The 25,134-nt window shown below is 61.3% G+C and carries 25 protein-coding genes; 6 read left to right on the forward strand and 19 right to left on the reverse strand.

Annotated features, from left to right (window positions below; genetic code table 11):
- Window positions 1-74 precede the first annotated feature (74 nt).
- The 6 genes from AC193Q_RS12100 to AC193Q_RS12125 all read right to left on the reverse strand — a co-directional run bounded on the left by AC193Q_RS12100 (window position 75) and on the right by AC193Q_RS12125 (window position 5,472).
- On the reverse strand, window positions 75-1,514 hold the full coding sequence (locus tag AC193Q_RS12100) for an aminotransferase-like domain-containing protein (protein WP_003226969.1): 1,440 nt from the start codon (window positions 1,512-1,514) through the stop codon (window positions 75-77).
- A gap of 200 nt (window positions 1,515-1,714) precedes the next feature.
- Window positions 1,715-2,527 (reverse strand): OmpA family protein, encoded by an 813-nt coding sequence (locus tag AC193Q_RS12105; protein WP_047295605.1) that lies wholly within the window; start codon window positions 2,525-2,527, stop codon window positions 1,715-1,717.
- On the reverse strand, window positions 2,524-2,880 hold the full coding sequence (locus AC193Q_RS12110) for a DUF4398 domain-containing protein (protein ID WP_027612390.1): 357 nt from the start codon (window positions 2,878-2,880) through the stop codon (window positions 2,524-2,526). Before AC193Q_RS12110 ends, AC193Q_RS12105 begins: the two co-directional genes overlap by 4 nt.
- Before the next feature lie 9 nt (window positions 2,881-2,889).
- Window positions 2,890-3,711, reverse strand: a complete 822-nt coding sequence (locus tag AC193Q_RS12115) for a substrate-binding periplasmic protein (RefSeq protein WP_483879561.1) — start codon at window positions 3,709-3,711, stop codon at window positions 2,890-2,892.
- A gap of 79 nt (window positions 3,712-3,790) precedes the next feature.
- On the reverse strand, window positions 3,791-4,720 hold the full coding sequence (locus AC193Q_RS12120) for an electron transfer flavoprotein subunit alpha/FixB family protein (protein ID WP_483879562.1): 930 nt from the start codon (window positions 4,718-4,720) through the stop codon (window positions 3,791-3,793).
- 2 nt (window positions 4,721-4,722) lie between these two features.
- Window positions 4,723-5,472 (reverse strand): electron transfer flavoprotein subunit beta/FixA family protein, encoded by a 750-nt coding sequence (locus tag AC193Q_RS12125; protein ID WP_483879563.1) that lies wholly within the window; start codon window positions 5,470-5,472, stop codon window positions 4,723-4,725.
- A 525-nt stretch (window positions 5,473-5,997) separates the two neighbouring features.
- Here AC193Q_RS12125 and AC193Q_RS12130 point away from each other — a divergent pair.
- Window positions 5,998-7,662, forward strand: coding sequence for an electron transfer flavoprotein-ubiquinone oxidoreductase (locus AC193Q_RS12130; RefSeq protein WP_047295612.1), 1,665 nt, complete (start codon window positions 5,998-6,000; stop codon window positions 7,660-7,662).
- Window positions 7,663-7,843: 181 nt separating this feature from the next.
- On the opposite strand, the gene AC193Q_RS12135 is transcribed toward AC193Q_RS12130, so the two are convergent.
- The gene (locus AC193Q_RS12135; protein ID WP_483879564.1) at window positions 7,844-8,734 is read right to left on the reverse strand and encodes an AraC family transcriptional regulator; all 891 of its coding nucleotides are present in this window, start codon (window positions 8,732-8,734) and stop codon (window positions 7,844-7,846) included.
- A gap of 190 nt (window positions 8,735-8,924) precedes the next feature.
- On the opposite strand from AC193Q_RS12135, the gene AC193Q_RS12140 reads away from it, so the two are divergent.
- Window positions 8,925-9,977: an NAD(P)-dependent alcohol dehydrogenase gene (locus AC193Q_RS12140; protein ID WP_041069261.1), complete on the forward strand. Its 1,053-nt coding sequence runs from the start codon at window positions 8,925-8,927 to the stop codon at window positions 9,975-9,977.
- On the opposite strand, the gene AC193Q_RS12145 is transcribed toward AC193Q_RS12140, so the two are convergent.
- The 6 genes from AC193Q_RS12145 to AC193Q_RS12170 form a co-directional block, all read right to left on the reverse strand.
- Window positions 9,974-10,777, reverse strand: a complete 804-nt coding sequence (locus tag AC193Q_RS12145) for an IclR family transcriptional regulator (RefSeq protein ID WP_041069258.1) — start codon at window positions 10,775-10,777, stop codon at window positions 9,974-9,976. The two genes, AC193Q_RS12140 and AC193Q_RS12145, sit on opposite strands and share 4 nt — an antisense overlap.
- A 60-nt stretch (window positions 10,778-10,837) precedes the next feature.
- Window positions 10,838-12,142 (reverse strand): MFS transporter, encoded by a 1,305-nt coding sequence (locus AC193Q_RS12150; protein ID WP_095668609.1) that lies wholly within the window; start codon window positions 12,140-12,142, stop codon window positions 10,838-10,840.
- A gap of 173 nt (window positions 12,143-12,315) precedes the next feature.
- Complete coding sequence (gene dgoD, locus AC193Q_RS12155; RefSeq protein ID WP_007961968.1) at window positions 12,316-13,464, reverse strand: galactonate dehydratase; 1,149 nt, start codon at window positions 13,462-13,464, stop codon at window positions 12,316-12,318.
- 48 nt (window positions 13,465-13,512) lie between these two features.
- On the reverse strand, window positions 13,513-14,133 hold the full coding sequence (locus AC193Q_RS12160) for a 2-dehydro-3-deoxy-6-phosphogalactonate aldolase (protein WP_095668608.1): 621 nt from the start codon (window positions 14,131-14,133) through the stop codon (window positions 13,513-13,515).
- A gap of 19 nt (window positions 14,134-14,152) precedes the next feature.
- Window positions 14,153-15,142 (reverse strand): 2-dehydro-3-deoxygalactonokinase, encoded by a 990-nt coding sequence (locus AC193Q_RS12165; RefSeq protein ID WP_047295618.1) that lies wholly within the window; start codon window positions 15,140-15,142, stop codon window positions 14,153-14,155.
- A gap of 201 nt (window positions 15,143-15,343) precedes the next feature.
- Entirely contained in the window at window positions 15,344-15,823 is a 480-nt protein-coding gene (locus AC193Q_RS12170; protein WP_047295620.1) for a GNAT family N-acetyltransferase, read from the reverse strand.
- Window positions 15,824-16,045: 222 nt separating this feature from the next.
- Here AC193Q_RS12170 and AC193Q_RS12175 point away from each other — a divergent pair, with 222 nt between their 5' ends.
- The 4 genes from AC193Q_RS12175 to AC193Q_RS12190 all read left to right on the forward strand — a co-directional run bounded on the left by AC193Q_RS12175 (window position 16,046) and on the right by AC193Q_RS12190 (window position 17,962).
- Complete coding sequence (locus AC193Q_RS12175) at window positions 16,046-16,699, forward strand: HD domain-containing protein (protein ID WP_047295622.1); 654 nt, start codon at window positions 16,046-16,048, stop codon at window positions 16,697-16,699.
- Window positions 16,700-16,795: 96 nt separating this feature from the next.
- The gene (locus tag AC193Q_RS12180; RefSeq protein WP_047295624.1) at window positions 16,796-17,140 is read left to right on the forward strand and encodes a hypothetical protein; all 345 of its coding nucleotides are present in this window, start codon (window positions 16,796-16,798) and stop codon (window positions 17,138-17,140) included.
- Between the two features lie 44 nt (window positions 17,141-17,184).
- Window positions 17,185-17,439 carry a hypothetical protein gene (locus AC193Q_RS12185; RefSeq protein ID WP_007961959.1) on the forward strand — a complete coding sequence of 85 codons (255 nt, stop codon included), beginning with the start codon at window positions 17,185-17,187 and terminating at the stop codon, window positions 17,437-17,439.
- Between the two features lie 142 nt (window positions 17,440-17,581).
- The gene (locus tag AC193Q_RS12190; RefSeq protein ID WP_483879565.1) at window positions 17,582-17,962 is read left to right on the forward strand and encodes a Rho termination factor N-terminal domain-containing protein; all 381 of its coding nucleotides are present in this window, start codon (window positions 17,582-17,584) and stop codon (window positions 17,960-17,962) included.
- Between the two features lie 118 nt (window positions 17,963-18,080).
- Here the strand turns inward: AC193Q_RS12190 and AC193Q_RS12195 are convergent, their stop codons facing one another.
- The 6 genes from AC193Q_RS12195 to araG form a co-directional block, all read right to left on the reverse strand.
- A complete protein-coding gene (locus AC193Q_RS12195) occupies window positions 18,081-19,010 on the reverse strand; it encodes a PfkB family carbohydrate kinase (protein WP_483879566.1) in 930 nt (309 codons plus the stop codon).
- The gene (locus tag AC193Q_RS12200) at window positions 19,003-20,469 is read right to left on the reverse strand and encodes a purine-cytosine permease family protein (RefSeq protein WP_483879567.1); all 1,467 of its coding nucleotides are present in this window, start codon (window positions 20,467-20,469) and stop codon (window positions 19,003-19,005) included. Before AC193Q_RS12200 ends, AC193Q_RS12195 begins: the two co-directional genes overlap by 8 nt.
- A 222-nt stretch (window positions 20,470-20,691) precedes the next feature.
- Window positions 20,692-21,690, reverse strand: coding sequence for an ADP-ribosylglycohydrolase family protein (locus tag AC193Q_RS12205; protein ID WP_121186627.1), 999 nt, complete (start codon window positions 21,688-21,690; stop codon window positions 20,692-20,694).
- The gene (locus AC193Q_RS12210; RefSeq protein WP_027612372.1) at window positions 21,687-22,400 is read right to left on the reverse strand and encodes a GntR family transcriptional regulator; all 714 of its coding nucleotides are present in this window, start codon (window positions 22,398-22,400) and stop codon (window positions 21,687-21,689) included. Before AC193Q_RS12210 ends, AC193Q_RS12205 begins: the two co-directional genes overlap by 4 nt.
- A gap of 195 nt (window positions 22,401-22,595) precedes the next feature.
- Window positions 22,596-23,564, reverse strand: coding sequence for an L-arabinose ABC transporter permease AraH (gene araH / locus AC193Q_RS12215; protein WP_027612371.1), 969 nt, complete (start codon window positions 23,562-23,564; stop codon window positions 22,596-22,598).
- Window positions 23,565-23,576: 12 nt separating this feature from the next.
- Complete coding sequence (araG, locus tag AC193Q_RS12220) at window positions 23,577-25,121, reverse strand: L-arabinose ABC transporter ATP-binding protein AraG (protein ID WP_483879568.1); 1,545 nt, start codon at window positions 25,119-25,121, stop codon at window positions 23,577-23,579.
- Window positions 25,122-25,134: the final 13 nt, after the last annotated feature.

The following is a 25,134-nucleotide window of genomic DNA, read 5'->3' on the forward strand; positions in this document are numbered from 1 at the left end:
CCTACAACACTAACGGCAGAGGGCCATATGCTCGCCTGTTGAGCGTCACAAGACAAGCACGACGCGCCGCTCGTTCAGAAACCGCCAGCCGTTTCCTGACACAGTTGAGTCGCCAGCAGACCGAGGGTCATCAGCGCCCTTTCCGCCTCGCGATTCCACGGTGTGCCGCAGTTCAGGCGGATGCAGTGATTGAACTGCTCGGTATTACTGAAGATCAGCCCCGGTGCAATGCTGATGCCCTGCTGCAATGCGCGGACATGCAATTCCTGGGTATTGACCCTGCCCGGCAGACTCACCCAGAGGATGAAACCGCCCGTGGGCCGGGTCATCTGCGTACCTTCGGGAAAGTACTGCTGCACCGCCAACTGGAACGCGCTGAGATTTTTCCGGTATTCCTGGCGGATGTACCGTAAATGCCGGTCATAACCGCCATTTTCCAGATAAGCGGCAATCGCCATCTGCGTCACGCTGCATGCCGAATGCGTGGTGAAGGTCTGCAGACGCTGGATTTCCTGCTGATACTTGCCGGCAATCATCCAGCCGACGCGCACGCCCGGCGACAACGTTTTGGAAAAGCTCGAGCAGTAAATCACCCGATCCAGTCGATCGTAAGCCTTGAGGGCTTTGGTGCGGCCCTGTTCGAACATCAACTCCCCATAGATATCGTCTTCGACGATCTGGATATCGAAGTCCGAGGCCAGACGCAGCAGCTGTTTCTGGCGTTCTTCCGGCATGGTGCCGCCCAACGGATTGCTCAGGCGCGTGGTCAGTACCAAAGCCTTGATCGACCATTGGTTGGCCGCCAGTTGCAAGGCTTCGAGGCTCATGCCGGTGGCCGGATCGCTGGGGATCTCGATCACTTTCAGGCCCAACAGATCGGCCAGTTGCAGCAGGCCGTAATAGGTTGGCGATTCGGCAGCGATCAGATCTCCCGGACGGGTCAGCACCCGCAGCGACATCTGCAGCGCATCGACACAACCGTGGGTAATGACCACTTCCGACGGATCGACCACCACCCCGGCGTCGCGCATGCGGATTGCCACTTGCCGGCGCAACGGTTCGAAACCCGGGCTGAACATGTAGCTGAAGGCGCGTGGGCTGTGGAATCGGGTGACCTTGGCCAGTTGCTGATGCAGTGCGCGAACCGGGAGGTAATCGACACTCGGCACCGCAGCGCCCAACGGGAAAACCCCCTCGCGGCGAGACTCGACCAACACTTGCTGAATGATGCTGGCGCGGGTGACCAGGCCCGGGCGTTCGACCCGGGCGATGTCCGGGGTCGGCGCCGTCAGTGCCGGGGTCTGGTGCACGTAGTAACCGGATTGCGGCCGTGCGCGGATCAGGCCCTGATCTTCGAGATTGGCATACGCCTGCAACACCGTCGCATGGCTGACATTGAGCTGCGAACTCATCTTGCGCACCGACGGCACGCGTTCTCCGGGTTGATAGACACCGCGCCGGATGTCTTCCGCCAATTGTTGAGCAATACGTTGGTAGAGCAAGAGGTTGGTCATGACGCAGCACTCGATTTCACGGGCATTTTATTCTTGTGTGAAACAATACCGGAACAGTTTAGAAGTGTACTGGGACAGTTGCCACCATAGTCGACCGTACAGTGCAGTGTCAGCCAAAACTGTACGGATTTGCGTGCCAATCGACAGCCGTAAAAAAGCCCGGCGCTGCAGACAGGCCGGGCTTTCCAGAGACGCAGCCCTCAGCGGGCGGCGCCAAGCTGGCCTTTTTCGTCGGAGAACACAATTTCCACCCGACGGTTCTGTGCCCGACCGCGCTCGGAAGCGTTGGCGTCCACCGGGTATTCGTCACCGTAACCTTCGACCTGAATCCGCTTGTCCTCAATCCCCAGGTCCATCAACACATCGGCCACTGCTTGCGCGCGATCACGCGACAGCTTGAGGTTTTCCTGTTTGCCACCGGTGCTGTCGGTGTAACCCTCGATACGCACCACACGTTTCGGGTTGAGTTGCAGGAACTGCACAATCTTCAACACCACGCGATTGGCCGAGTTCTTCAGCTCCGCCTCGCCAGTGTCGAACAGAACATCACCAAGGGTCATCACCAGACCGCGATCGGTCTGCGTAGTAGCCAACGCCACGATCTGTTCTTCAAGCCATTTACCCTGCTGCTGTACGCTCAGCAGTTTGGACTCGCGCAGGGCCAGTTGCAGACGCTGACGCTCCAGTTCAAGCTTCGCCGCGCGCTCTTCGTTGAGCACCAGATTGGTGTGTTCGCGAGCGATTTCGCTGTAGCGCTGACTCAAGTACGCGTAATGCACCACGTCCGCGCCACTGCCCCAATAGGTGGACAAGCGATCGGCGCGGGCCAGCGACTCACCGGCGCGGATCACATCCTTCGGCGCGATACGCAGCACATTGGAATCTTCCTTGACCTTCTGAAAGTCACTGCCAGCCTGTTGCAATGCGGCTTCGCCGTGTTGACCGGCGCAGCCATAGAGGCTTGCGCAACCGGCCAGAATCACCCCGCCGAGGATTTTGGACTTGAGGCTCATTGGGCATCTCCCAGTTGCTTGCGCAGACGGATGATGCGGGTGTTGAGCACGTTGAGTTGCTCTTCGCTCTTTTGCGTCAGCACTTTGGCTTCGGCCAGACGCGCATCCAGCTCAGCCTGTTCGGCGCGCATGCGGGCGTTCTTGAAAGACTCATCGGTCATGTTGCCCTTGGCCCGGTTGAACTTGTCTTCGGCCAGTTTCATTTCCGGCATTTCATCGGCGGTCGCACCGACGGCCTTGGCCTGGGTGATGGCCTGCTCGGTCAGGCGCATTTGCTCATTGGGTGCCGGATCGTTGGCGCAGCCGGCCAGGGCCAGAACGGCCATGGCCGCGAAAAGAGGTCGAATACTCACTAAGAATCCCTACTGTTTTGGGGCACTGACAGGTGGCTGCGGTTGTTGCTGCTGCGCCTTCCAGCGCTCGATATTGCGTTGCAGCGCGGCCTCGGTCAGTCCGGACGCGGGCAATTCTGTCATCTTTTTAGCGAGCTGTCCGCGCAACCACGGATCGTTGCAGGCCGAGTTATGCGAAACCGCGAGGAACAATCCCGGTCGGTCGATCGGCTGTTCGAACGCCAGCAGATCATTGGCCATGCCCAATGCCTGCGCGGCAGCCATGCCCGAATAGCGCCCGGCGAGTACATATTCCACTTCGCCCAGCAGAAGTTTCTGAAAGGCCTGAGTGATGTTTGCCGTCCGCGTCAGGGTCAGATTCTGCTCGGCGAAAGTGCCAAAAGCCTGGGTCATTCGAGACTTTTCCGACAACCCGCCAGTGTGCCCGTGCAGGTCTTTTGCTTCGCTGTAGGCCAGCGTCGAGCCTTTGCGCGTCCACACCAGGTAGTCGTTTTCCAGCAACGGCGGATAGACGTAGTCGAGGTTTTCCAGCTCATTGAACATCAGCGGCGTGTCCGCCAGCATGTCCATGCGCCCGCTGCGCACTTCGTCGAGGGCCTGCGCGCGTTTGCCGGCGTAGAGCAGCTCGACCTTGATCCCCAGATCCTTGGCCACTTGCTGCAACAGGTCGGCACTGGCGCCGATCAAATGTTTGGGGTTCTGCGGGTCCTGCCACAGGTACGGCGGCGCGTCCGGGCTACCGGTGACGACCAGGCGCTCGCACTTGCCGGCAGTCGCAGCCATCCCCGGCAACAGGATCAATCCCAATAACAACCTGCGGCGCAGATCCATGGCAAACGCTCCCACTCAAATTCGAGACAAAAAAAAGCCCGACCAGAAGGCCGGGCTCTTTATAAGTGAAGCCGCCGGATTAGACCAGCTTCTCCAGCTCAGGGACTGCTTCGAACAGATCCGCCACCAGACCGTAATCGGCCACCTGGAAGATCGGCGCTTCTTCGTCCTTGTTGATCGCAACGATCACTTTGGAGTCTTTCATGCCGGCCAGGTGCTGGATCGCGCCGGAGATACCGACGGCGATGTACAACTGTGGCGCAACGATCTTGCCGGTCTGACCGACCTGCATGTCGTTGGGTACGAAACCTGCGTCGACCGCGGCGCGCGAAGCACCGACGGCGGCGCCCAGCTTGTCGGCCAGGGCGTACAGGTGTTTGAAGTTGTCGCCGTTCTGCATGCCGCGGCCGCCGGAGACGACGATCTTGGCAGCGGTCAGCTCAGGACGATCGGACTTGGCCAGTTCTTCGCTGACGAAGCTGGAAGTGCCGGCGTCGTGCGCAGCAGCAACGGCCTCAACAGCCGCCGAACCGCCTTCAGCAGCAACCGGGTCGAAACCGGTGGCACGCACGGTGATCACTTTGATCGCAGCGGTCGATTGCACGGTAGCGATGGCGTTACCGGCGTAGATCGGACGCTTGAAGGTGTCGGCGCTTTCTACCGAGATGATCTCGGAGATCTGGTCAACATCCAGTGCAGCGGCAACGCGCGGCAGGATGTTTTTGCCGTTGGACGTGGCGGCAGCCAGGATGTGGCTGTAACCAGCGCCCAGCTCTGCTACCAGCGGAGCAACGTTTTCCGGCAACTGATGCGCGTAAGCGGCATTGTCAGCGTTCAGAACTTTGCCCACGCCTGCGATTTTCGCCGCGGCTTCGGCCACGGCGCCAGCGCCCTGACCTGCAACCAGTACGTGAATGTCGCCGCCGATTTTGGCAGCAGCAGCCACGGTGTTCAGCGTGGCCGGGGCCAGCACTTCGTTGTCGTGTTCAGCGATTACCAAGATAGTCATTTTTAGATTACCTTCGCTTCGTTTTTCAGTTTCTCGACCAGTTCAGCCACCGACTTGACCTTGATACCCGCGCTGCGTGCAGCCGGCGCTTCGACTTTCAGGGTCTTGTTGGTGGAGGCGGTGGAAACGCCCAAAGCGTCCGGAGTCAGCACTTCGAGAGGCTTCTTCTTGGCTTTCATGATGTTTGGCAGGGACGCGTAGCGCGGCTCGTTCAAACGCAGGTCGGTGGTGACGATGGCCGGCAGTTTCAGGGAAACGGTCTGCGCGCCGCCGTCGATTTCGCGGGTCACGGCAACGCTGTCGCCGGAGACTTCGACGTTCGAAGCGAATGTGCCCTGACCATAGCCGCTCAGTGCAGCAAGCATCTGGCCGGTCTGGTTGTTGTCGCTGTCGATCGCCTGTTTGCCCAGGATCACCAGCTGAGGCTGTTCCTTGTCGACCACAGCCTTGAGCAGCTTGGCCACGGCCAGCGAAGTCAGGTCTTCAGCGGATTCGACGAGGATGGCACGGTCGGCACCCAGAGCCAGTGCGGTACGCAGCTGTTCCTGAGCGGTGGACGGGCCGATGGAGACGACGACGATTTCAGTCGCAACACCTTTCTCTTTCAGGCGTACGGCTTCTTCCACTGCGATTTCGCAGAACGGGTTCATCGACATCTTGACGTTGGCGAGGTCTACGCCGGAATTGTCCGCCTTGACGCGAACCTTGACGTTGTAATCCACAACGCGTTTGACAGCTACAAGAACCTTCATGGATTCCTCGTTACTCTCCGGTGAAAAGAAAGTCGCCTAGGCGAACCTGGCGGTTGATGCTCATCGGGCACAAGGGCACCTCTAAAAACGCCGGCGGGGGGCGATGACCGTTCGTCAGTGGTGACCAACGGGTCATTGAATCGCACGGTGTGTAAACTGCGCGCCGGGCTTGCGCTGCGCATCACCTTGAACTGCCTGTGCCCTGTCTTTAGAGGTGCTCTTGAAACCGCCAGTCTGCCTACGGCGAGCGCAAAACCGCCCGTATCTTGACCGGAACGCCTATTCCGGTCAATACGGCAAAATGGCCGTTCATAAGCCGCGCTTCTTTGATTTCTCTGGGCTGGAGCCGATTCAAACAAACGTTTGTATTGGACGCTCGGAGTGGTGTAGATATAATGCGCCGCCTAGAGAGAAAGGTGGTTTGCCCATTATTACCCTTGACGTTAACGTAAAGGCAATAACGGATGCGACACCGAACCTCCAAATTAGAAAAAAAACTGTTGAGCCTTGAGTAGGAGATAGCCTGTGGAACGCGAATACATGGAATTCGACGTGGTCATCGTCGGTGCCGGCCCCGCTGGCCTGTCCGCCGCCTGCCGTCTGAAGCAGAAGGCCGCCGAAGCCGGTAAGGAAATCAGCGTCTGCGTGGTCGAAAAAGGCTCCGAAGTCGGCGCACACATCCTGTCCGGTGCCGTGTTCGAACCACGCGCTCTGAACGAACTGTTCCCGGACTGGAAAGAACTCGGCGCCCCGCTGAACACGCCGGTCACCCGCGATGACATTTTCGTGCTGAAAAACGCCGACAGCGCGCAGAAAATCCCTGACTTCTTTGTGCCCAAGACCATGCACAACGAAGGCAACTACATTATTTCCCTGGGCAACCTGTGCCGCTGGCTGGCCCAGCAGGCCGAGAACCTGGGCGTGGAAATCTACCCGGGCTTCGCCGCTCAGGAAGCCTTGATCGACGAAAACGGCATCGTGCGCGGGATCATCACCGGTGATCTGGGCGTCGACCGTGAAGGCAACCCGAAAGAAGGCCTGTACACCCCGGGTATGGAACTGCGTGGCAAGTACACGCTGTTCGCCGAAGGCTGCCGTGGCCATATCGGCAAGCAACTGATCAAGCGCTACAACCTCGACAGCGATGCCGACGCCCAGCACTACGGCATCGGCCTGAAAGAAATCTGGGAAATCGACCCGGCCAAACACCAGCCAGGCCTGGTGGTGCACACCGCCGGTTGGCCGCTGGACATCATGGGCACCGAAAACACCGGCGGCTCGTTCCTCTATCACCTGGAAAACAACCAGGTCGTGGTCGGTCTGATCGTTGACCTGTCTTACAGCAACACTTACCTGTCGCCGTTCGACGAGTTCCAGCGCCTCAAGCATCACCCGGTGCTGGCGCAGTACCTGGAAGGCGGCAAACGCGTCAGCTACGGCGCCCGCGCGATCTGCAAAGGTGGCCTGAACTCGCTGCCGAAAATGGTCTTCAAGGGCGGCGCGCTGATCGGTTGCGACCTCGGCACCCTGAACTTCGCCAAGATCAAAGGCAGCCACACGGCGATGAAGTCGGGCATGCTCGCTGCTGAATCGGTGGCCGACGCCCTGTTCGCCGAAAAGGATGGCACCGAAGAGCTGACCTCCTACGTCGACGCGTTCAAGAAGAGCTGGCTCTACGACGAACTGTTCGCCAGCCGTAACTTCGGCCCGGCGATCCACAAGTTCGGCGCGATTGTCGGCGGTGGTTTCAACTGGCTGGACCAGAACATCTTCGGCGGCAAACTGCCGTTCACCCTGCACGACACCAAGCCGGACTACGCCTGCCTGAAGCTCGCGGCCGACTGCAAGAAGATCGACTATCCAAAGCCGGACGGCAAACTCAGCTTCGACAAACTGAGCTCGGTGTTCATCTCCGGTACCAACCACGAAGAAGAACAGCCGTGCCACCTGAAGCTGACCGACCCAAGCATTCCGCTGAGCCGCAACCTGCCGATGTACGACGAACCGGCACAGCGCTACTGCCCGGCCGGTGTGTATGAAGTGATCACCAAGGAAGACGGCGAAAAACGCTTCCAGATCAACGCCCAGAACTGCGTGCACTGCAAGACCTGTGACATCAAGGACCCTTCGCAGAACATCACCTGGGTCACGCCGGAAGGCGCTGGCGGCCCGACTTACCCGAACATGTAAGTCGCATCGCTGAACAACGAGGCTCCCGAAACGGGGGCCTTTTTGTTGCCCACAACTAAATGCATCACATCAGCCCCTGTGGGAGCTGGCTTGCCAGCGATGGGGCCGTGTCAGTGGACATTTGGCAGCGTGGATCACCGCCATCGCTGGCAAGCCAGCTCCCACAGGGTTACGCAAACTCTCAGGCCACGCGCTCCTCGCCCGGACTGCGCTCGAAGTAGCGCTTGTACTCACGACTGAACTGCGACGTGCTCTGATACCCCACCCGATGCGCCACCTGCGCCACGCCCAGGCCTTCAGCGACCAGCAAGGTCTGCGCCTTGAGCAGGCGCAGGCGCTTGAGATACTGCACCGGCGACAACAGCGTGCTGCGCTTGAAGTGCTCGTGAAAGGACGAAACGCTCATGTTCGCGCAACTGGCCAACGTCTCGACATTCAGCGGCTCGGTGTAATGCGCATGCAGATGGCTGATCGACGCCGCGACCCGGGCGAACTGCCCCTGCTGTTCGACCAGTGCGCGCAACACATCGGCCTGCGGCCCGCGCAACGTAGTGAACAACAATTCACGGACCCGCGCCGGTCCGAGAATCTGCCGTTCCAGCGGATCGTGCAGGCAACGCAGCAAGCGTTCGACACAGCCGCGCATGTCATCGTCGAGCACCACCGAGGTCATCGACTCCGGTGTCTGCGCCGGAATGTGCCGCCCCGGCGCCAGCCCCATGGCCAGCACCAGTTCGCCGAGCAACACCCGGTCGATGGCCACCGATACACCCAGCAACGGCGCATCCGGCAGGGCAAAGGTTTCGCACTCGAACGGCACCGGCAGCGCCTGAATCAGGTAGTGCCCGGCACCATATTCCATGGTGCGCGGGCCGAGGAACGCCAGTTTGCTGCCTTGGGCGATGATCATCAGGCTCGGCTCATAAATGTGCGGGCCACGCGCGACGTCGCAACTGGCGCGCAACACCTGCACACCGGGTAACCCGGTCTGGCTGTAACCGTCGCAAAGCGCCAGCGGCTCGATCAGCGAAACCAGCGTGGCATTGGCATCAAGGTGGCGGGTCAACTGCATCGGAGGGGTCTTCAAAAAAGTCACGGAAAAAGGCATGCAAGCATCATCGCAGATCCTTTTGCCACTGCGCTTGCCCAGACCTGCATGCCGGAGGATTAGGCATGAGACCCGGAGGAATCGTCATGGCCGCAGCGGCAGTCGGCGCCCAAAATGCGCCACCTCACCTGTCACTGCTTCTGCGAGGTTTCTCATGTACACCGCTATCGGTTATGCCGCTCAATCGGCCACCACTCCCCTCGCCCCGATGAAATTCGAACGCCGCAGCCCGCGCGCCGACGACGTGGCGATCGAGATTCTGTACTGCGGCGTCTGCCACTCCGACATCCACCAGGCGCGCAACGAATGGGGCATCGCCGTGTACCCGTTGATGCCGGGCCACGAAATCGTCGGCAAAGTCACCGCCATCGGTGCCAACGTCACTCAACATAAAGTCGGCGACCTGGTCGGTGTAGGCTGCATGGTCGACTCTTGCCGCACCTGCGCCGCCTGCCAGCAGAACCTCGAGCAATACTGCCTCGAAGGCCCGACCATGACCTACGCCACCCCGGACCGGGTCGACGGCAGCAACACCATGGGCGGTTATTCGGACAGCATCGTGGTCAGCGAGCACTTCGTGGTGCGCATTCCGGAAAAACTGGATCTGGCCAGCGCCGCGCCGATCCTCTGCGCCGGCATCACCACCTACTCACCGCTCAAGCACTACGGGGTCAAGGCCGGCGACAAGGTCGGGATTCTCGGCATGGGCGGCCTCGGTCACATGGGCATCAAGTTCGCCAAGGCGATGGGCGCGGAAGTCACGCTGTTCACCCGTTCGGCGAGCAAGGCCGAAGAAGGCCGTCGTCAGGGCGCCGATCATGTGATCGTCTCCACCGATGCCGAGCAAATGGCCGCCGCTGCGGGCCGTTTCGACTTCCTGCTGGACACCATTCCGGTGCAGCACGACCTCAACCCGTACCTGCAAACCCTGCGCTTTGATGGCGTGCACATTCTGGTCGGCCTGATTGAACCGATCGATCCGCCCGTGCACGCCGCCAACCTGGTGCTGGGCCGTCGAGTCCTGGCCGGCTCGTTGATCGGCGGTATTGCCGAAACCCAGGAAGTGCTGGATTTCTGCGCCGAGCACAACATCACCTGCGACATCGAAATGCTCGACATCCGCCAGATCAACGAAGCTTACGCGCGGATGATTGCCGGTGACGTGAAGTACCGCTTCGTGATCGACATGGCGACCTTGAAGCTTTAAACCTTCAGACCGAGTTCTGCCGAGAGCCGGGCCGTGACCCCTTTGATCAGGGGGATCAGCTCGGCCATTTTTTCCAGCGGCATGTACGGCACGGTGCTGGCGATGCTGATGGCCGCGACAATGCGCTTGCTCGCATCGCGAATCGGCGCCGCCACGCAGCGGATCGACGGTTCGTTGTCCTCCAGATCGAAGGCATAGCCGCCGGCCACGTACTCGGTCATGCGCTGCTCGAGCTGTTCCCACGATTGCTGGGGATGCTGCGGCCAGAACTGACTTTTCCCACCCGCCGGCAGGCTGATGTCGTACAGGCGCTGCCAATCCTGCGGCGCATCATCGAGCATCAACGCCTTGCCGATCCCGGTGCGCGCCAACGGCATGCGGTGGCCGACACGCGAACGCATTTCCGGGCCGTTGCGCCCCGGATTCTTCAGTAGGTACAAGACCTCGTCGCCTTCGCGAATGCCCAGGTGCACGGTGTCGCCGGTCAGCGCCGACAACTCGTCCAGATACGGCCCGGCCAGACTCACCAGCGGCAACTCTTCACGCGCCTGAAACCCCAGCTCGATCAGCTTCGGCCCCAGCAGATAGCCGATTTGCGGCACTACGCGCAAATAGCGCTCGTCCACCAGGCAACTGGCCAGACGATGGGTGGTACTGCGCGTGGTGCCGATCAGCCGGGCAATCTCTTTCAGATCTCGGGCGCCACTGGCCACCGCGTGCACCACACCCAGGCCGCGAAGCAGCGTCTGGGTGCCGGTGGGTGCGGCGTCCTTGGTTTTTTCCGGGGCGTCTTCCTGCATATCCAGCCTTTACCGTTGAGCGAGGGAACGGGCGGCATTATGGTCGCCCGACGCAGACGACTACAACTCGATACGCTCGACCTTGCCCACCAGCAGCACGTAGGACAATGCACCGACCAGCGCCAGAACCGCGATGTAAGTAATTGCCGGGGCGAACGAATCACCGCTGGCGAGGAAACCGATGACAATCGGCGTGGCAATTGCCGACAGGTTGCCGATGAAGTTGAACACCCCGCCGGTCAGCCCCAGCAAGCGCGCCGGAGCGAGGGTCGAGACCAGCGACCAGGTGATCGAGGCCAGCCCGTTACCGAAAAATGCCAGCGCCAGGAAGGCGATCACCAGCGGTGTCGATTCAACGAAATTGGCACCGATGATCGAGGTGGAAATCAGCAGTCCGCCAATGATCGGCAACTTGCGCGCAAAGCCCACGCTGCAGCCACGGCGAATCAACAAGTCGGAGAAGAACCCCGAACACAGCACGCCAATGAACGCGGCAAGAAACGGCAGCGACGCCAACAGGCCGGATTTGATGAAGTCCATGCCGCGATATTTCACCAGATAGGTCGGAAACCACGTCAGGAAGAACCACAGCGTCGAGTTCAGGCAGAACTGGCCAAGGTAGATGCCCCACAACTTGCGTTTGCTCAGGACGATGCCGAGATCGGTCCAGCTGAACGAGGCCTTGGTTGCTTGCGCTTGAATGTCTACCAGTCCGCCACCCTCGCGGATCAGGTCGATCTCCGCGTTGTTGGCGCCCTTGAAATCTCGCGGTTCGCGATACACCGCGTACCAGATCGCCGCCCAGATGATGCCCGCCGCACCGGTCGCAACAAACACCATGTGCCAACCGAATTCATGTTGCAGCCAGGCCAGCACCGGGGTCAGAAACGCCAGGCCAACAAACTGCCCGGAGGTGTAGAAACCAATTGCCGTGGCCCGCTCGCGCTCGGGAAACCAGGTGGTGACCACGCGGCTGTTGATCGGATAGGCCGGCGCTTCCAGCGCGCCGACCGCCATGCGCAGCACGAACAGCGCAATGAAACTCGCGGCGAAGCCGAGCAGCACCGTGGCCAGCGACCACAGCAGCAGCGCGACGCTGTAGAGGATGCGCGGTGGCACGCGATCCACCAGCCAGCCGCCGGGGATCTGCATCGCAGCGTAGGTCCAGCCGAATGCGGAGAAAATCAGCCCGACGTGAACCGGATCGATGCCCAGTTCGCTGGTCAGCGCGGGCGCGGCAATCGACAGGTTGCTGCGGTCGAGGTAGTTGATGACCACGGTGATGAACAGCAGCACCATGATGAAAAACCGCTTGCGGCTAGGCGTGACTAAAGACGCCTGCCCGGTGAGGGTTTGCGTTGGCATGGGGGGTGCCTCTTTTTATGATTATTTGAGGACAGTCGTAAAACTTGCGCCGAACCCTGTGGGAGCTGGCTTGCCAGCGATAGCGGTGCATCTGTTACATCAATGTCGGATGTGCCGCCGTCATCGCTGGCAAGCCAGCTCCCACAATGGATTTTGGGTGGGTCAGAAGAGACTCACCACTCGGCAAAACTGCCATCGGCATGACGCCAGATCGGGTTGCGCCAGCGGTGGCCGACGGCGGCACGCTCGATCACGTATTCCTCGTTGATCTCGATACCCAGCCCCGGCCCGTTCGGAATCTTCACGAAGCCTTGGTCGTAATCGAACACCCGCGGATCCTTCACGTAGTCGAGCAAGTCGTTGCTCTCGTTGTAATGGATACCCAGGCTCTGTTCCTGGATAAACGCGTTGTAACAAGCCGCGTCGAGTTGCAGACACGCCGCCAGCGCAATCGGCCCCAGCGGGCAATGCAGCGCCAGCGCCACATCGTAGGCTTCGGCCATGTTGGCGATCTTGCGGGTTTCGGTGATGCCGCCGGCGTGGGAGGCATCCGGCTGGATGATGTCGACGTAACCTTCGCTCAACACCCGTTTAAAGTCCCAGCGCGAGAACAGCCGCTCACCGAGGGCAATCGGCGTGCTGGTCAACGGCGCCAGCTCCTTCAGCGCCTCATAGTTTTCGCTGAGCACCGGCTCCTCGATGAACATCAGTTTGTACGGGTCGAGCTCCTTCATCAGCACCTTGGCCATCGGCTTGTGCACCCGACCGTGGAAGTCGACACCGATGCCGACGTTCGGCCCGACCGCATCGCGCACGGCGGCGACATTGGCCAGGGCCAGATCGACTTTCTCGAAGGAGTCGAGGAACTGCAGCTCTTCGGTGCCGTTCATTTTCACCGCCGTAAAACCACGGCTTACCGCCTCTTTGGCGGCACGCGCGGTGTCGGCCGGACGATCGCCACCGATCCACGAATACACACGAATCTTGTCGCGCACCTGACCGCCCAGCAGATCGCTGACCGACACGCCAAGGGCCTTGCCCTTGATGTCCCACAGCGCCTGATCGATACCGGCCAGCGCACTCATGTGGATCGCGCCGCCGCGGTAGAAGCCGCCGCGGTACAGCACGGTCCAGATGTCCTCGATGTTGCGTGGGTCTTTGCCGATCAGGTAGTCGGACAATTCCTCGACCGCGGCCGCGACGGTGTGGGCGCGGCCTTCGACTACAGGCTCGCCCCAACCGGTCACGCCCTCATCGGTTTCGACCTTGAGGAAGCACCAGCGCGGCGGGACGATGAAGGTGGTGAGTTTGGTGATTTTCATCTGCTTGTCTCTCTTGTTAGATGCAGCGCACGCAGCGCCGGATAAATCTCAGCGAAGGGCTTTCCACGCGGCCACGTAGGCTTCGGCATTGGCCGCCACTTGCTCAACCGTCATGCCCGGTTTGAACAGGCCGGAACCGAGGCCGAAACCTTTTACGCCGGCGTCAATGAACGCTTGCATGTTGTCCGGGGTGATCCCGCCAACCGGCGCCAGCACCGTCCCTGAAGGCAACACCGCGAGCCACGCCTTGACCACTGCCGGGCCCATCTGCTCGGCCGGGAACAGCTTGAGAATGTCCGCGCCCTCCTCCAGCGCCGCGAAGGCTTCGGTCGGCGTGGCGACACCCGGCGACAGGTACAGCCCCGCCGCTTTCGCTGCTCGCAGTACCTTGGCATCGCTGTGCGGCATGACGATCACCTGGCCGCCAGCCTCTTTCACCAATTCGACCTGATCCGGCGTCAACACCGTACCGGCACCGATCAGGCAATCGGCGGGCAAGGTCTGACGCAGGATGCGGATACTTTCATACGGCGACGGGGAATTGAGCGGTACTTCGATGACGCGAAATCCGGCGGCATACAGGACTTCTCCGACCGCTGCGGCTTCCTGCGGATGCAGGCCACGCAGAATCGCGATCAGACCGTTTTGTGCCAGTGCTTGCTTGAGCATGTCAGGCCTCCAGTCAGGGTTAACGGGATGAGGAATCGAGCAGGCCGGCGGCCAGCGCCAGTTGCCACAGGCCACGCTCGGTGGCCTGCTCGGCCAGCGTGACGCGAGCGAAACCGCAGGCCTCGAGCGCACGGCCGTAACGGGCGCAGAGTTGCGCGTTGCCAATAAGGATGATTGCGGGCAGGTGCACGCTGTGGCGCCGACGCCGCTGCACGGCGGCAAGCGCCACCAGTTCATGGCCGATCATCAGCCCGGACAGGTAATCCGCTTGCGCCGTCGGGACCAGTTCGCCGGTCAGGCCCAAGGTGCGGGCACTGAATAATGTGGAGAGCACACCCAGTTCGCCGTCCGCCGACAGCGCCACTTGCACGCCACGGTCAAACGCCAGCCCGTCGAACGCTGCACCCTGTTGCTGGGTACGCCCGAGAATGCTGTGTTCACTGAGCACGGCGAACACTTCGCCGGTCATGAACGTATCGAAATGCGTGATGCAGCCGTCGATCACTTCCACCCACTTGGAATGGCTGCCCGGCAGACCGATCAACAGATCGCCGCCCGCCTCGGCCGGCAAGTTCTGCAGCACGCCGAGGACTTGGGTTTCTTCACCGCGCATGACATTGGGCAGACGCGAACGCTGAATCACCCCCGGCACGATATGCACCCGTGTGCCGCGCAGACTGACCAGCGTTTGTAGGGAGTTTCCGAGATTGGCGACGTTTGCCGGCGTCTCGCAGTAAGCCGCTTCGCGCCAGCCTTGAGCGCTGCCCACCATGCCGCAGGCGATCACCGGCAGATCCGGCTGCGCATCGAGCCAGTCGCCACACGCCTCTTCGAAGGCCAGTTCAAAACCGTCGGTGCATTCACCACCGTTGATGACTCGCGGCGTCTTCGGTAACTGCATGATCCCGAACGACAGCGCACGCTGCTCCAGCACCACTGCGCCCGCTGCGAGTTTGTAAGCACGTAATGAGGTCGTCCCCCAATCGAGCGCGATCAATTGCGCTTGCATCGCATCACCTGTTTTGTTTTTGGCAGTGAGTGCGACGGACTATAAACCTTGGCGCAGACAAATCTCAATATATAAATATCGTTCCCATATTATGGGATTGACCCAAAAAAAGATCGCAGCCTTCGGCAGCTCCTGCAGAGGATGATCAATCTTCTGTAGGAGGGAGCTGCCGAAGGCTGCGATCTTTTCCTGAGGGATCAACTACCCCTCGGCAAACTCGCGCAACACCTTGCCATCCATGCGATAGCGCACCCACTCTTCCTGCGGCTGCGCACCAAGGGATTTGTAGAATTCGATGGCCGGGGTGTTCCAGTCCAGCACACTCCATTCGAAGCGGCCGCAGTCGTTGTCGCAGGCGATTTTCGCCAGATGCCGCAGCAGGGTTTTACCGGCACCGCCGCCGCGTTGTTCGGGAGTGATGTAGAGGTCTTCGAGGTACAGGCAGTTGCTGCCGAGCCACGTCGAATAGCTGAAGAAGAACACCGCGAAACCGATTGGCATACCGTCACGCAGGCAGATCAGGCCATGGGCCGTGGCGCCTTCGCTGAACAGGCTGCGCTCGATATCGGTGACGCTGGCGATCACTTCGTGGCGGGCCTTTTCGAAATCTGCCAGTTCGGTGATGAAGGCGAGGATTTGCGGCGCATCGCTGGGGGTCGCCGGGCGGATTTCGATCGTCATGAACGGGCCTTGTCGGAAAAGGGAAAGCGCCATACTAAAGCCGTGGGCAGCGCTCGTCACATTCAATACCTGGTACAGAACCTTGCGGTGAGGGGATTTATCCCCGATGGGGTGCGCAGCAGCCTTGAAAAATGGGAGTGCTTCGCACTCCATCGGGGATAAATCCCCTCACCACAGAAGTATCATGGGCTTCGAAATTCAGGTAAGTCTGCAAGGATGTTCATGAACGCCGCTGCTTTTGCCCCGCTCACCTCACTCGCCGCCGAGTTGCTGCCCCACGCTCTGGAGACCTCCGACGACGGCGCCCACGACCTCGCTCACTTGCAACGGGTCTGGCACACCGTGCGCACCTTGCAGGCCGAGGAAGGCGGCGACTTCGAAGTGTTGCTCGCCGCCGTGCTGCTGCACGACTGCGTAGCTGTCGAGAAGAACTCGCCGCTGCGCTCGCAGGCCTCGCGCCTTGCCGCTGACAAAGCGGCCAATGTGCTGGCTGAACTGGCTTGGCCCGCCAGCAAAATCGCCGCCGTCAGCCACGCCATCGAAGCCCACAGTTTCTCCGCCAATATCACCCCGCTCACCCTCGAAGCAAAACTGGTCCAGGACGCCGATCGTCTCGATTCGCTGGGCATGCTCGGCGTTGCCCGTACCTTCTACGTTGCCGGGCGCATGGGCAGTGCGCTGTACGATCCACGCGACCCCGAAGCCAAGACACGTGACTACGATGACACACGCTTCTGCCTCGACCACTTCCAGACCAAACTGCTGCACCTTGCCGACGGTTTTCAGACTGGCGCCGGTCAGCGTCTGGCGCAGATCCGCCATCAGCGTCTGAAGGGTTTCATGGAGCAGTTCAAGGAGGAAATCGGCATCGATTGATGACCTGTGTCTCGACCGTTCGTCGTTCATCAGGCACCAATCCAGTCCAGGGGCAGACCAACGAAAGGTAAGGAATTCAATCACTGGAGAAGCCCTATGATCCCGTCAAGGTTGACTGCCCTCGTCTTCGCCGCCCTGCTGAGTCCTGCGGTTTTCGCCGCTTCTACCACCGCAGCAGGCACCGGTCCTACCGATCCGGTTCCGTCACCACGCGCTCCCGCCATTAACAGTGCCCCGGGCATGAACACCGATGGCTCCGGCGTTCCGTTGATCAATCAGCCACCCGCCACCGGCACCGATCCGCGCACCCAAGGCAGTGATCCCGGTCGCCAGGGTGGCATGAACACCCCCGACTCCCCCGCCACACCCGATAACGCCGGCCCCGGCATCGGCTCGAAAACCACCACCGGTGGCTCGGGTTCCGAAGGCAGCGGTCAGTAGTTCGCCGACGCGAGCGTCCTATTCACATCCATGAAGAGGTAACCATGAACGTCGATAAAAACCTGGAAAAAGAAGTCCTCACCCGCCTGCTGCACGCCCATCCGAGCGGACTGGGCAAAGAGGTGCTGGACAACTATCGCGGTGAGAAAGTCGTGGCCAGCGCCCTCGCCGCCCTGCAGGATCGCGGACTGATTCACCATGGTCATGTGACTTGCAACGAGGCCGGCGAACACTCGTTGAATCTGCCGATCAAGCTCAGTGCCGCGGGCGTCGAAGCGGCGCGAAAGCTGGATGTCTAGAAGCGGTGGTTGTGTGAACGCATGATCATGCAGGAGCTGCCGCTGGCCGCGATCTTTTGATCTTGTTTTTTAAAAGCAAAAGATCGCAGCCTTCGGCAGCTCCTACACATGAAACCCATCTACTGATGCAAGGAGAAATCCCATGCCTCGTGGAAGCAAAGACAAATACACCGCCGAGCAAAAACGTAAGGCTGAACACATCGAAGACAGCTACGAGCACAAAGGCCTGTCCAAGGACGAAGCCGAAGCGCGGGCCTGGGCGACGGTCAACAAACAGTCGGGCGGCGGCGAAAAGGCTGGCGGCTCCGGACGCAGAAAACCGGCGAGTGCCAAGTCCGGAGATCGCAAGGAATCATCGCGGCGAGCGGTGGCCAGTCGTGAAGGACATGCGCGCGACAGCAAGGCGTCGCGCGAGACGCAGACCGTGGACAGTCTGAGGAAAGAGGCGCGGGCGAAGAATATCGCCGGGCGTTCTTCGATGCGCAAGGATGAGTTGATTGCGGCGTTGCGCAAAGCGGGCTGATCCATATTTTTTGTGCTGAGCCGTATGGCCCCTTCGCGAGCAGGCTCGCTCCCACAAAGGGAACTGTGAACGACGCAAATCTCCCTGTGGGAGCGAGCCTGCTCGCGAAAGCGTCAGTTCAGTCGCCGCAGGACTCGCGGATAAAAACATCCACTTCAGCCGCCACCGGCGCTGTAGCCGGCCCCCATCGCGTCACCGCCAAAGCCGCTGCCGCATTCGCCCGCCGCGCCGCCTCATGCGCATCCAGGCCCTGCGCCAACCCGGCGACAAACACCCCGGCATGCGCATCACCCGCACCGTTGCTGTCCACGGCTTTCACGGCGAACCCCGGCACATGCCGCCGCTCATCGGCCTGCTGAATCCAGCACCCCTGCGGCCCGTCGCGTACCACCAACAGCACTTCTCGCGGTAAGTGTTTGGCGAGTCGGTCCAGTGCCGCGCCAATGTCCGCCGCCCCGGTAAAGCGCAACGCTTCGACGCTGTTGCTGGTCCACACATCAATGCGCGGCAGCAGCGCCCGCATCAACGCCGAGTCCGGCGACTCCACCAGCGGGCCCGGATCGAACACCACGTTGATCGCGTCCGGCAGCGCCAGCGTCCAGTCCAGCAGTGCCTGCGCCTTGCCTGCATGCAGCAGGCTGTAGCCGCTCACATACACGTAATCGCCCGCCTCGGCGGTCACGCTGTTCAAATCCTCCCAGGTCACCTCACCTTCAGCGCCGATGTAGGAAATGAAACTGCGCTCGGCCGACGCATCGGTCAGCGCCACGCAAATCCCGGTGTCGCGTTGCGCAGGCGTCTGTATACCGATGTGAATGCCTTCGGCGTTCATCGCCTGACGCGCCAGATCACCGAAACGCCCGCTGCCGTGGCGACCGAGATAAACCACCGGCAAACCATTGCGTACGGCAGCGGCCATCACGTTGAAACCGCCGCCGGCCTCGAACGCCGCAGACTGCGCCAGCACATCGCCGCCGATTTGCGGCAACTGATCCACCGCCATGACCAGGTCAATGATGACCTGGCCGGTGTGCAACATCTTAGGCATGAGCATTCTCGACTTGCGCGGCGCGGCGGTCTTTCGCCCCGCCGAGAACCAGGTAAATGCCACCGGCCACCACGAAGGTCACGATCCAGCCCAGACCGTTGTGGCCCAGCCACGAGTCAGACAGGAAGCCTTTGAACCAGACATTCTCGGCGGTGGTGCCGATGGTGGTGAAACTGAAGCCGAGCACGATGGCAATCGCCCAGGCGCCGAACGCGCGCCACTCGATGCCGCCGCGATACCAATAGGCGCTGCTCGGGCTGACATCAAGCAGGTCGTTGGGGCTGTAGTAATGCCGGTGAATCAGGTCGACGACGAAGATCCCGACCCACGCGGTGATCGGCACCGCCAGCAGGGAAATGAAGGTGATGAACGGGCCGTAGAAGCTGTCGGCAATCAGCATGAAGTAGATCGAGCCGGCGAAGATCGCGACGATGTCCACCACCACCGCGTAGACGCGTTTGACCTTGAGACCCAAAGTCAGCGTGGTCAAACCGGCGGAGTACACCGAGAGGTTGTTCGACAGCAGCAGTCCGCCGAATGCGGTGATCAGGTACGGCACGGCCATCCACGTTGGCAGCATGTCGCGGATTGCCACGATCGGGTCAGTCGCCGATGCCAGGTCGTTGTTACCCACCGACAGCAGGCCGCCGAGGGTGATCAGCAGCACCAGCGGAATCCCCGCACCGAACGCCGCCGATGCCACCAGCCGCACCGCCTTGACGCTGCGGTGCTGATAGCGCGACATGTCCGCGCCAGCGTTGGCCCAGCCGATCCCGGTGCCGGCGGCCATGGTGCCGATGCCGATGATCATTGCGCTCAGCGGCGCTGGCGTGGCGTTGAACACCGCGCTCCAGTCGATCGTCGCGCAGAGGAAGCCGCCGACCAGAATGTTCAGCGCGCCGAACACGTAGGTCGCCCACTTCTGGATCACCAGCAACGTCGCGTGTCCGAGACCGGAAACCGACAGGGTCAGCAACACGAAAATAGCGATGAAGATCAGCGTCAGCACGGGCGCGCTTTTCGCTTCCACCGGCGAGCCGAACAGGATCGAGCACAGCGACAGCAACACGAATGCCGCGGTGGTGGTGTTGACGGTTTCCCAGCCCAGACGCGACATCAGCGAGACCAGGGTCGGGCCGATGTTACCGCGCACGCCGAAGATCGCCCGCGACAGGGTCAGGCTCGGCGCGCGGCCGCGGCGGCCGGCAATCGAGATGATCCCCACCACCGCAAACGAACCGGCTGCGCCGACAATCGCGACGATGATCGCCTGCCAGATCGCCAGCCCGCGAAACGCCACCAGCGTAGCGCCCAGCGGCAGTCCGAGAATGGAAATGTTGGCAGCGAACCAGACCCAGAACAGTTGCAACGGATGGCCGTTGCACTCGGCTTCCGGCACCGGCTCGATACCCCGGGTTTCCAGTTGCCCGGCGCTTGGCCCGACGTTTGATGAACTCATGAACAGTGCTCCTGTTTGCCTTTATTGTGGTTGTGGCAATGACGCAAAACGACAAGACATCTGTGGCCTTCCCGGGCCTGTCTGTGCGATCCATTGCGGGTGAATAATTCATAAACGCGTCGCGCCTATCGCGGGCAAGCCCGCTCCCACAGGTTCAAAGTGAACCTTAAGATATGCACGATCCCTGTGGGAGCTGGCTTGCCAGCGAAGGCGTCAATTGAATCAACGCAAGGCCAACAGACCTTGCACCAACGGCTCAAGCTCCAGATGATTGACAGCCTTCACCGTTTTGATCATCTCGGCAGGCCAACTCTCAAGACCCAGGCAGGCCCCGAGCATGGCGCCAAGAATCGCCGCGATGGTGTCGGTGTCACCGCCCAGGCTGGCGGCCATGCACAACGCTTCGAACGCACTCATCTCGCCGACCGCCACTTGCTGCGCCAGGGCGAATGAGACCACCACCGATTCCTGCGATGCCACCGACGTGCCGATCACGTCGTACAGCAGATCCGCCAGCAGCGCCTTGTCACTATCGACGCTGATGGTTCGCGCCCAACTGATGCGCGAAGCGATGCGCCCGCCGGCCACCCAGTGCCCATGTGCCTCGGCCTGTTGCGCAATCTGCTGGCCGAGGTTCAACGCCTGGCCCAGATCCATGCCGTTGATCCCGGCCGAGACCACCGCCGCCACCGCCGCCGCACTGGAAATCCCCAGCGTGGTGTTGTGGGTGACCTGACAGGCCTGCACCACCGCCGCAATGAAACGCTGTGGATCGGCGACATCCGCCGCAATGCCCACCGGGGTAATGCGCATCGCCGCGCCGTTGGTGGTGCCATAACGCCCGGCCTCCTCCGGCGAGTGGCCGGCTAGGATCATTTCAATGGCGCGTTTGGTCGACGGGCCAAGCAGGTCCTGCGAACCCTTGGCCTGCATCTCGGCTTCCCACTCGATCAGCCGTTGGGCGAGCACGGCCGGCTCGATGCGGCCCTTGCCCTCGATCAGCAACTCGCCGACCAGAATCGCCTGTTCGGTGTCGTCGGTGATCGAGCCTTTGGGCATGTTGGCGGCTATTGGTTGCAGAGGACCAGCATCCTGCAGATCGGTGATCCAGCCGAAGCGGATCTTGATCGTTTCACGGTTCAGCGATTGCGTCGGCATGCCCAGCGCATCACCGAGGGCCAGGCCATAAAACGCACCAAGGGCACGGTTGAGCGCGGTCATTTCGATTCTCCAAATTGCAGGTGCAGGCGGAAATGCACCGGGTCGAGCAGGCTTTCGACCTGTTCCATGAAACGGTTCTGCCGGTCGTAGGTGGTGCGCAGGGCCTTGAGGAACACCGTCCCCACCGGGCGCCCGAGCAGCTCAGCGTCTTCGGCATTCAGCGGTTCGGCGCCGATCCACTGATCACCGCGCTCGCCGATGTAGCCGTAGGCCGCGAGGGTAATGGTCAACGAGTTGTCGATCAGACCGACCCGCGGCAGGCTTTCCAGGCCGCCGGTGGCCGGCATCAACGAGCGTTCAAGGGACACCAGAGTGCCGTCGTTGGAGCGGCGACGGCGGTCGAGGGTGATGAATTGGTCGGTGCCAAACCGCGAGAGCAGATCGGGCCGGGTCACGGCTTCCAGGCGCAGCACTTCAGTGTTGATCAGCGCCCCGCTGTCGGCCAGCGCCTGCGCCCAGCCGCTGCGCTGATCGAGTGCTACACCGTCGAACGTGACAATGGAGCCGACCCCGCTTTGCGTGGCGATGTAATTGCGCCGCTTCAGCTCGGCCAGCGCCTCGCGCAACGTGCCACGGCTGACGTTGAATTCCTGAGCCAACTGATGCTCGCCGGGCAACAGAAAGCCGTCCTCCATGAGGCCGCTTTCGATACGCCGGACGAGCTCGTCGACCACCCGTTGTTTCTTGTCAAATCGTACCTGTCTAATCATGTACAAATTGATACCCGAAACGGGCGCGGGCGAGCAAGGAATTTTTAGGAGAGATGACGGAAGGTCTGGCGCGGCGCAACCACCTGTGGGAGCTGGCTTGCCAGCGATGGCGGCGGAACATTCAAAGTTAATGTTGAATGATCAACCGAAATCGCTGGCAAGCCAGCTCCCACAGGTTCGCGTGCTGAGCGGGAATCAGCGTTGTTTGAGGCGGTCGATCACCACGGCCAGCAACAGAATCGAACCGCGAATCACATACTGATAAAACGTGTCGATGTTCTTCAGGTTCATCGCATTTTCGATGATCGCCAGAATCAGCACCCCGGCAATCACATGCCGGATCATGCCGATCCCGCCGCTCAACGACACGCCGCCGAGCACACACGCCGAAATTACAGTCAGCTCGAAACCCTGGCCAATCATTGGCTGCCCGGAGGTCATGCGCGATGCCAGAATCACCCCGGCCAGTGCGCCGATCACGCCGTGCACGGCGAAAATGATGATCTTGGTCCGGTCAACGTTGACCCCGGCGAGCAACGCTGCTTCCTGGTTGCCGCCGATGGCCATGGTGTTGCGCCCGTAGGTGGTGTAGTTCAGCAGCCAGCCGAAGAACAGGAAGCAGACGATGGTGATCAGGATCGGCACCGGCACGCCGAACAACTGGCCGTTGCCGAAGACGAAGAACGATTCCTGCGACACGCCCACCGCTTTGCCGTTGGCAAAAATGTAGGCCAGGCCGCGAACAATCTGCATGGTCGCCAGCGTGGTGATCAACGCGTTGACCCGCAACTTGGCAATCACGATGCCGTTGATCAGCCCGACAATCAGGCCCATCACCAGCGCCGCGCTGACGCCGAGGAATACGCTGTTGGTGTCGCGCATCACCACCGCCGCCACCACGCCGGCGCAAGCGATCACCGAGCCTACCGACAAGTCGAAGTGCCCCGACGCCAGGCAGTAAAGCATGGTGCACGCGGCGATGCCGGTGGTGGAAATCGCCAGGCCCAGCCCGCGCATGTTCAGTGGCGAGAGGAAGTTGTCGATCAGCAGCGTGCAGGCGACGAAGATGCCGATCGCCGCCAGCAGCATGACCCAGTCATCGAGGAAGCGCCGCAGGTCCAGCGGTTTGCGGGGAGTCGGCAGCGCCTTGTTTTGGATGGTCATCATAGTCACCTCTCAGTTCGCCACGCCGTCAGCGCGATGGCGCGGCAAAGCCAGTTGCAACAGGTTGGATTCATTGGCCTGGTCGCGGCTGACTTCGCCGCGCAGCGCGCCTTCGCAGAGCACCAGAATGCGGTCGGAAATGCCCATCACCTCCATGAGGTCGCTGGACACCACGATCACCGAAATGCCATCGGCGGCCAGGTTATGGATGATCTGGTAGATCTCGGCCTTGGCCCCGATGTCGATGCCGCGAGTCGGCTCGTCGAGCAGCAAGACCTTCATCGGCATCGACAGCCAGCGACCGAGAATGGCCTTCTGCTGATTGCCGCCGGACAGGAATTTGATCTGCTGACCGGCGTGCGGGGTTTTGACTTTCAGCGCCTTGATCTGCTTGTCGGCGTTGCCCTTCTCCCACAGCCCGCGCAGCAGGCAGCCGAGGCTGGCATTGGCGCCGCGCGCGCTGATGTTGATGTTCTCGGCAACGCTGGCCAGCGGAATGATCCCTTCTTTTTTCCGGTCCTCGGGGCATAGCAGAACCCCGGCGGCAATCGCGTCGCGCGGTGAGCGCAATTTCAGTTCATGGCCGCGCAATTCCAGGCGTCCGGCGGTGTTGCGCTCAAGCCCGCTGAGCAGCCGGAACAGCTCGGTGCGCCCGGCCCCGACCAGGCCGAACAACCCAAGAATCTCGCCCTTGTGCGCCTCGAAACTCACCGGTTCGCGCAGGCCCGGGCCGAGCAAACCGTCGACCTTCAACGCCACCGCGCCGCGTGGGCGACTGCGGTAATCGTAGATATCCTGAATGTCGCGGCCGACCATGCAGGTCACCAGTTGATCGTGGGTCAACTGGCTCATGTCATCGAAGGTGCGCACGTAACGGCCATCCTTGAACACCGTCACCGCGTCGCAAATGCGGAACACCTCTTCCATGCGATGCGAGACGTAGAGCACCACTTTGCCCTCATCGCGCAGGCGGCTGATGATCGCCATCAAACGGTCGATTTCGCGCGCCGAGAGGCTGCTGGTCGGCTCATCGAAGGCGATCACATGCGCGCCACGGGACAGCGCCTTGGCGATTTCCACCAGTTGCCGCTGGCCGAGCGACAGGCGCCCGACCTTGGTCTGCGGATCAATTTCATCGGCCAGGCCCTTGAGACAAGCCAAGGCATTCTGGCGCAGGACACCACGATTGATCAGGCCGAGCCTGGCCGGCAGATGACCGAGAAACAGGTTCTCGGCCACGCTCATTTCCGGCACCAGATGCAGCTCCTGGTGAATCACCGCGACGCCGCTGCCGATGCTGTCGGCGGTCGACTTGAACGCCATGGTCTGCTCGCCGATCTGCAACTCGCCGCTGCTCGGGATGTAGGCACCGCCGAGAATTTTCAGCAGGGTCGATTTGCCGGCGCCGTTCTCGCCCATCAAGGCGTGCACCTGCCCCGGGTGGGCGACGAAGCTGATGGCGTCCAGCGCCTTGACCCCGGGAAAAGTCTTGCCGATCCCGTTGAAGCGCAGGCTGCCGCCGCTGCTGTTTACATGTGTCTGTACTTGCGCGTGCATCTGAGTCACCTCT

This window comes from Pseudomonas sp. F2, from assembly GCF_057174385.1.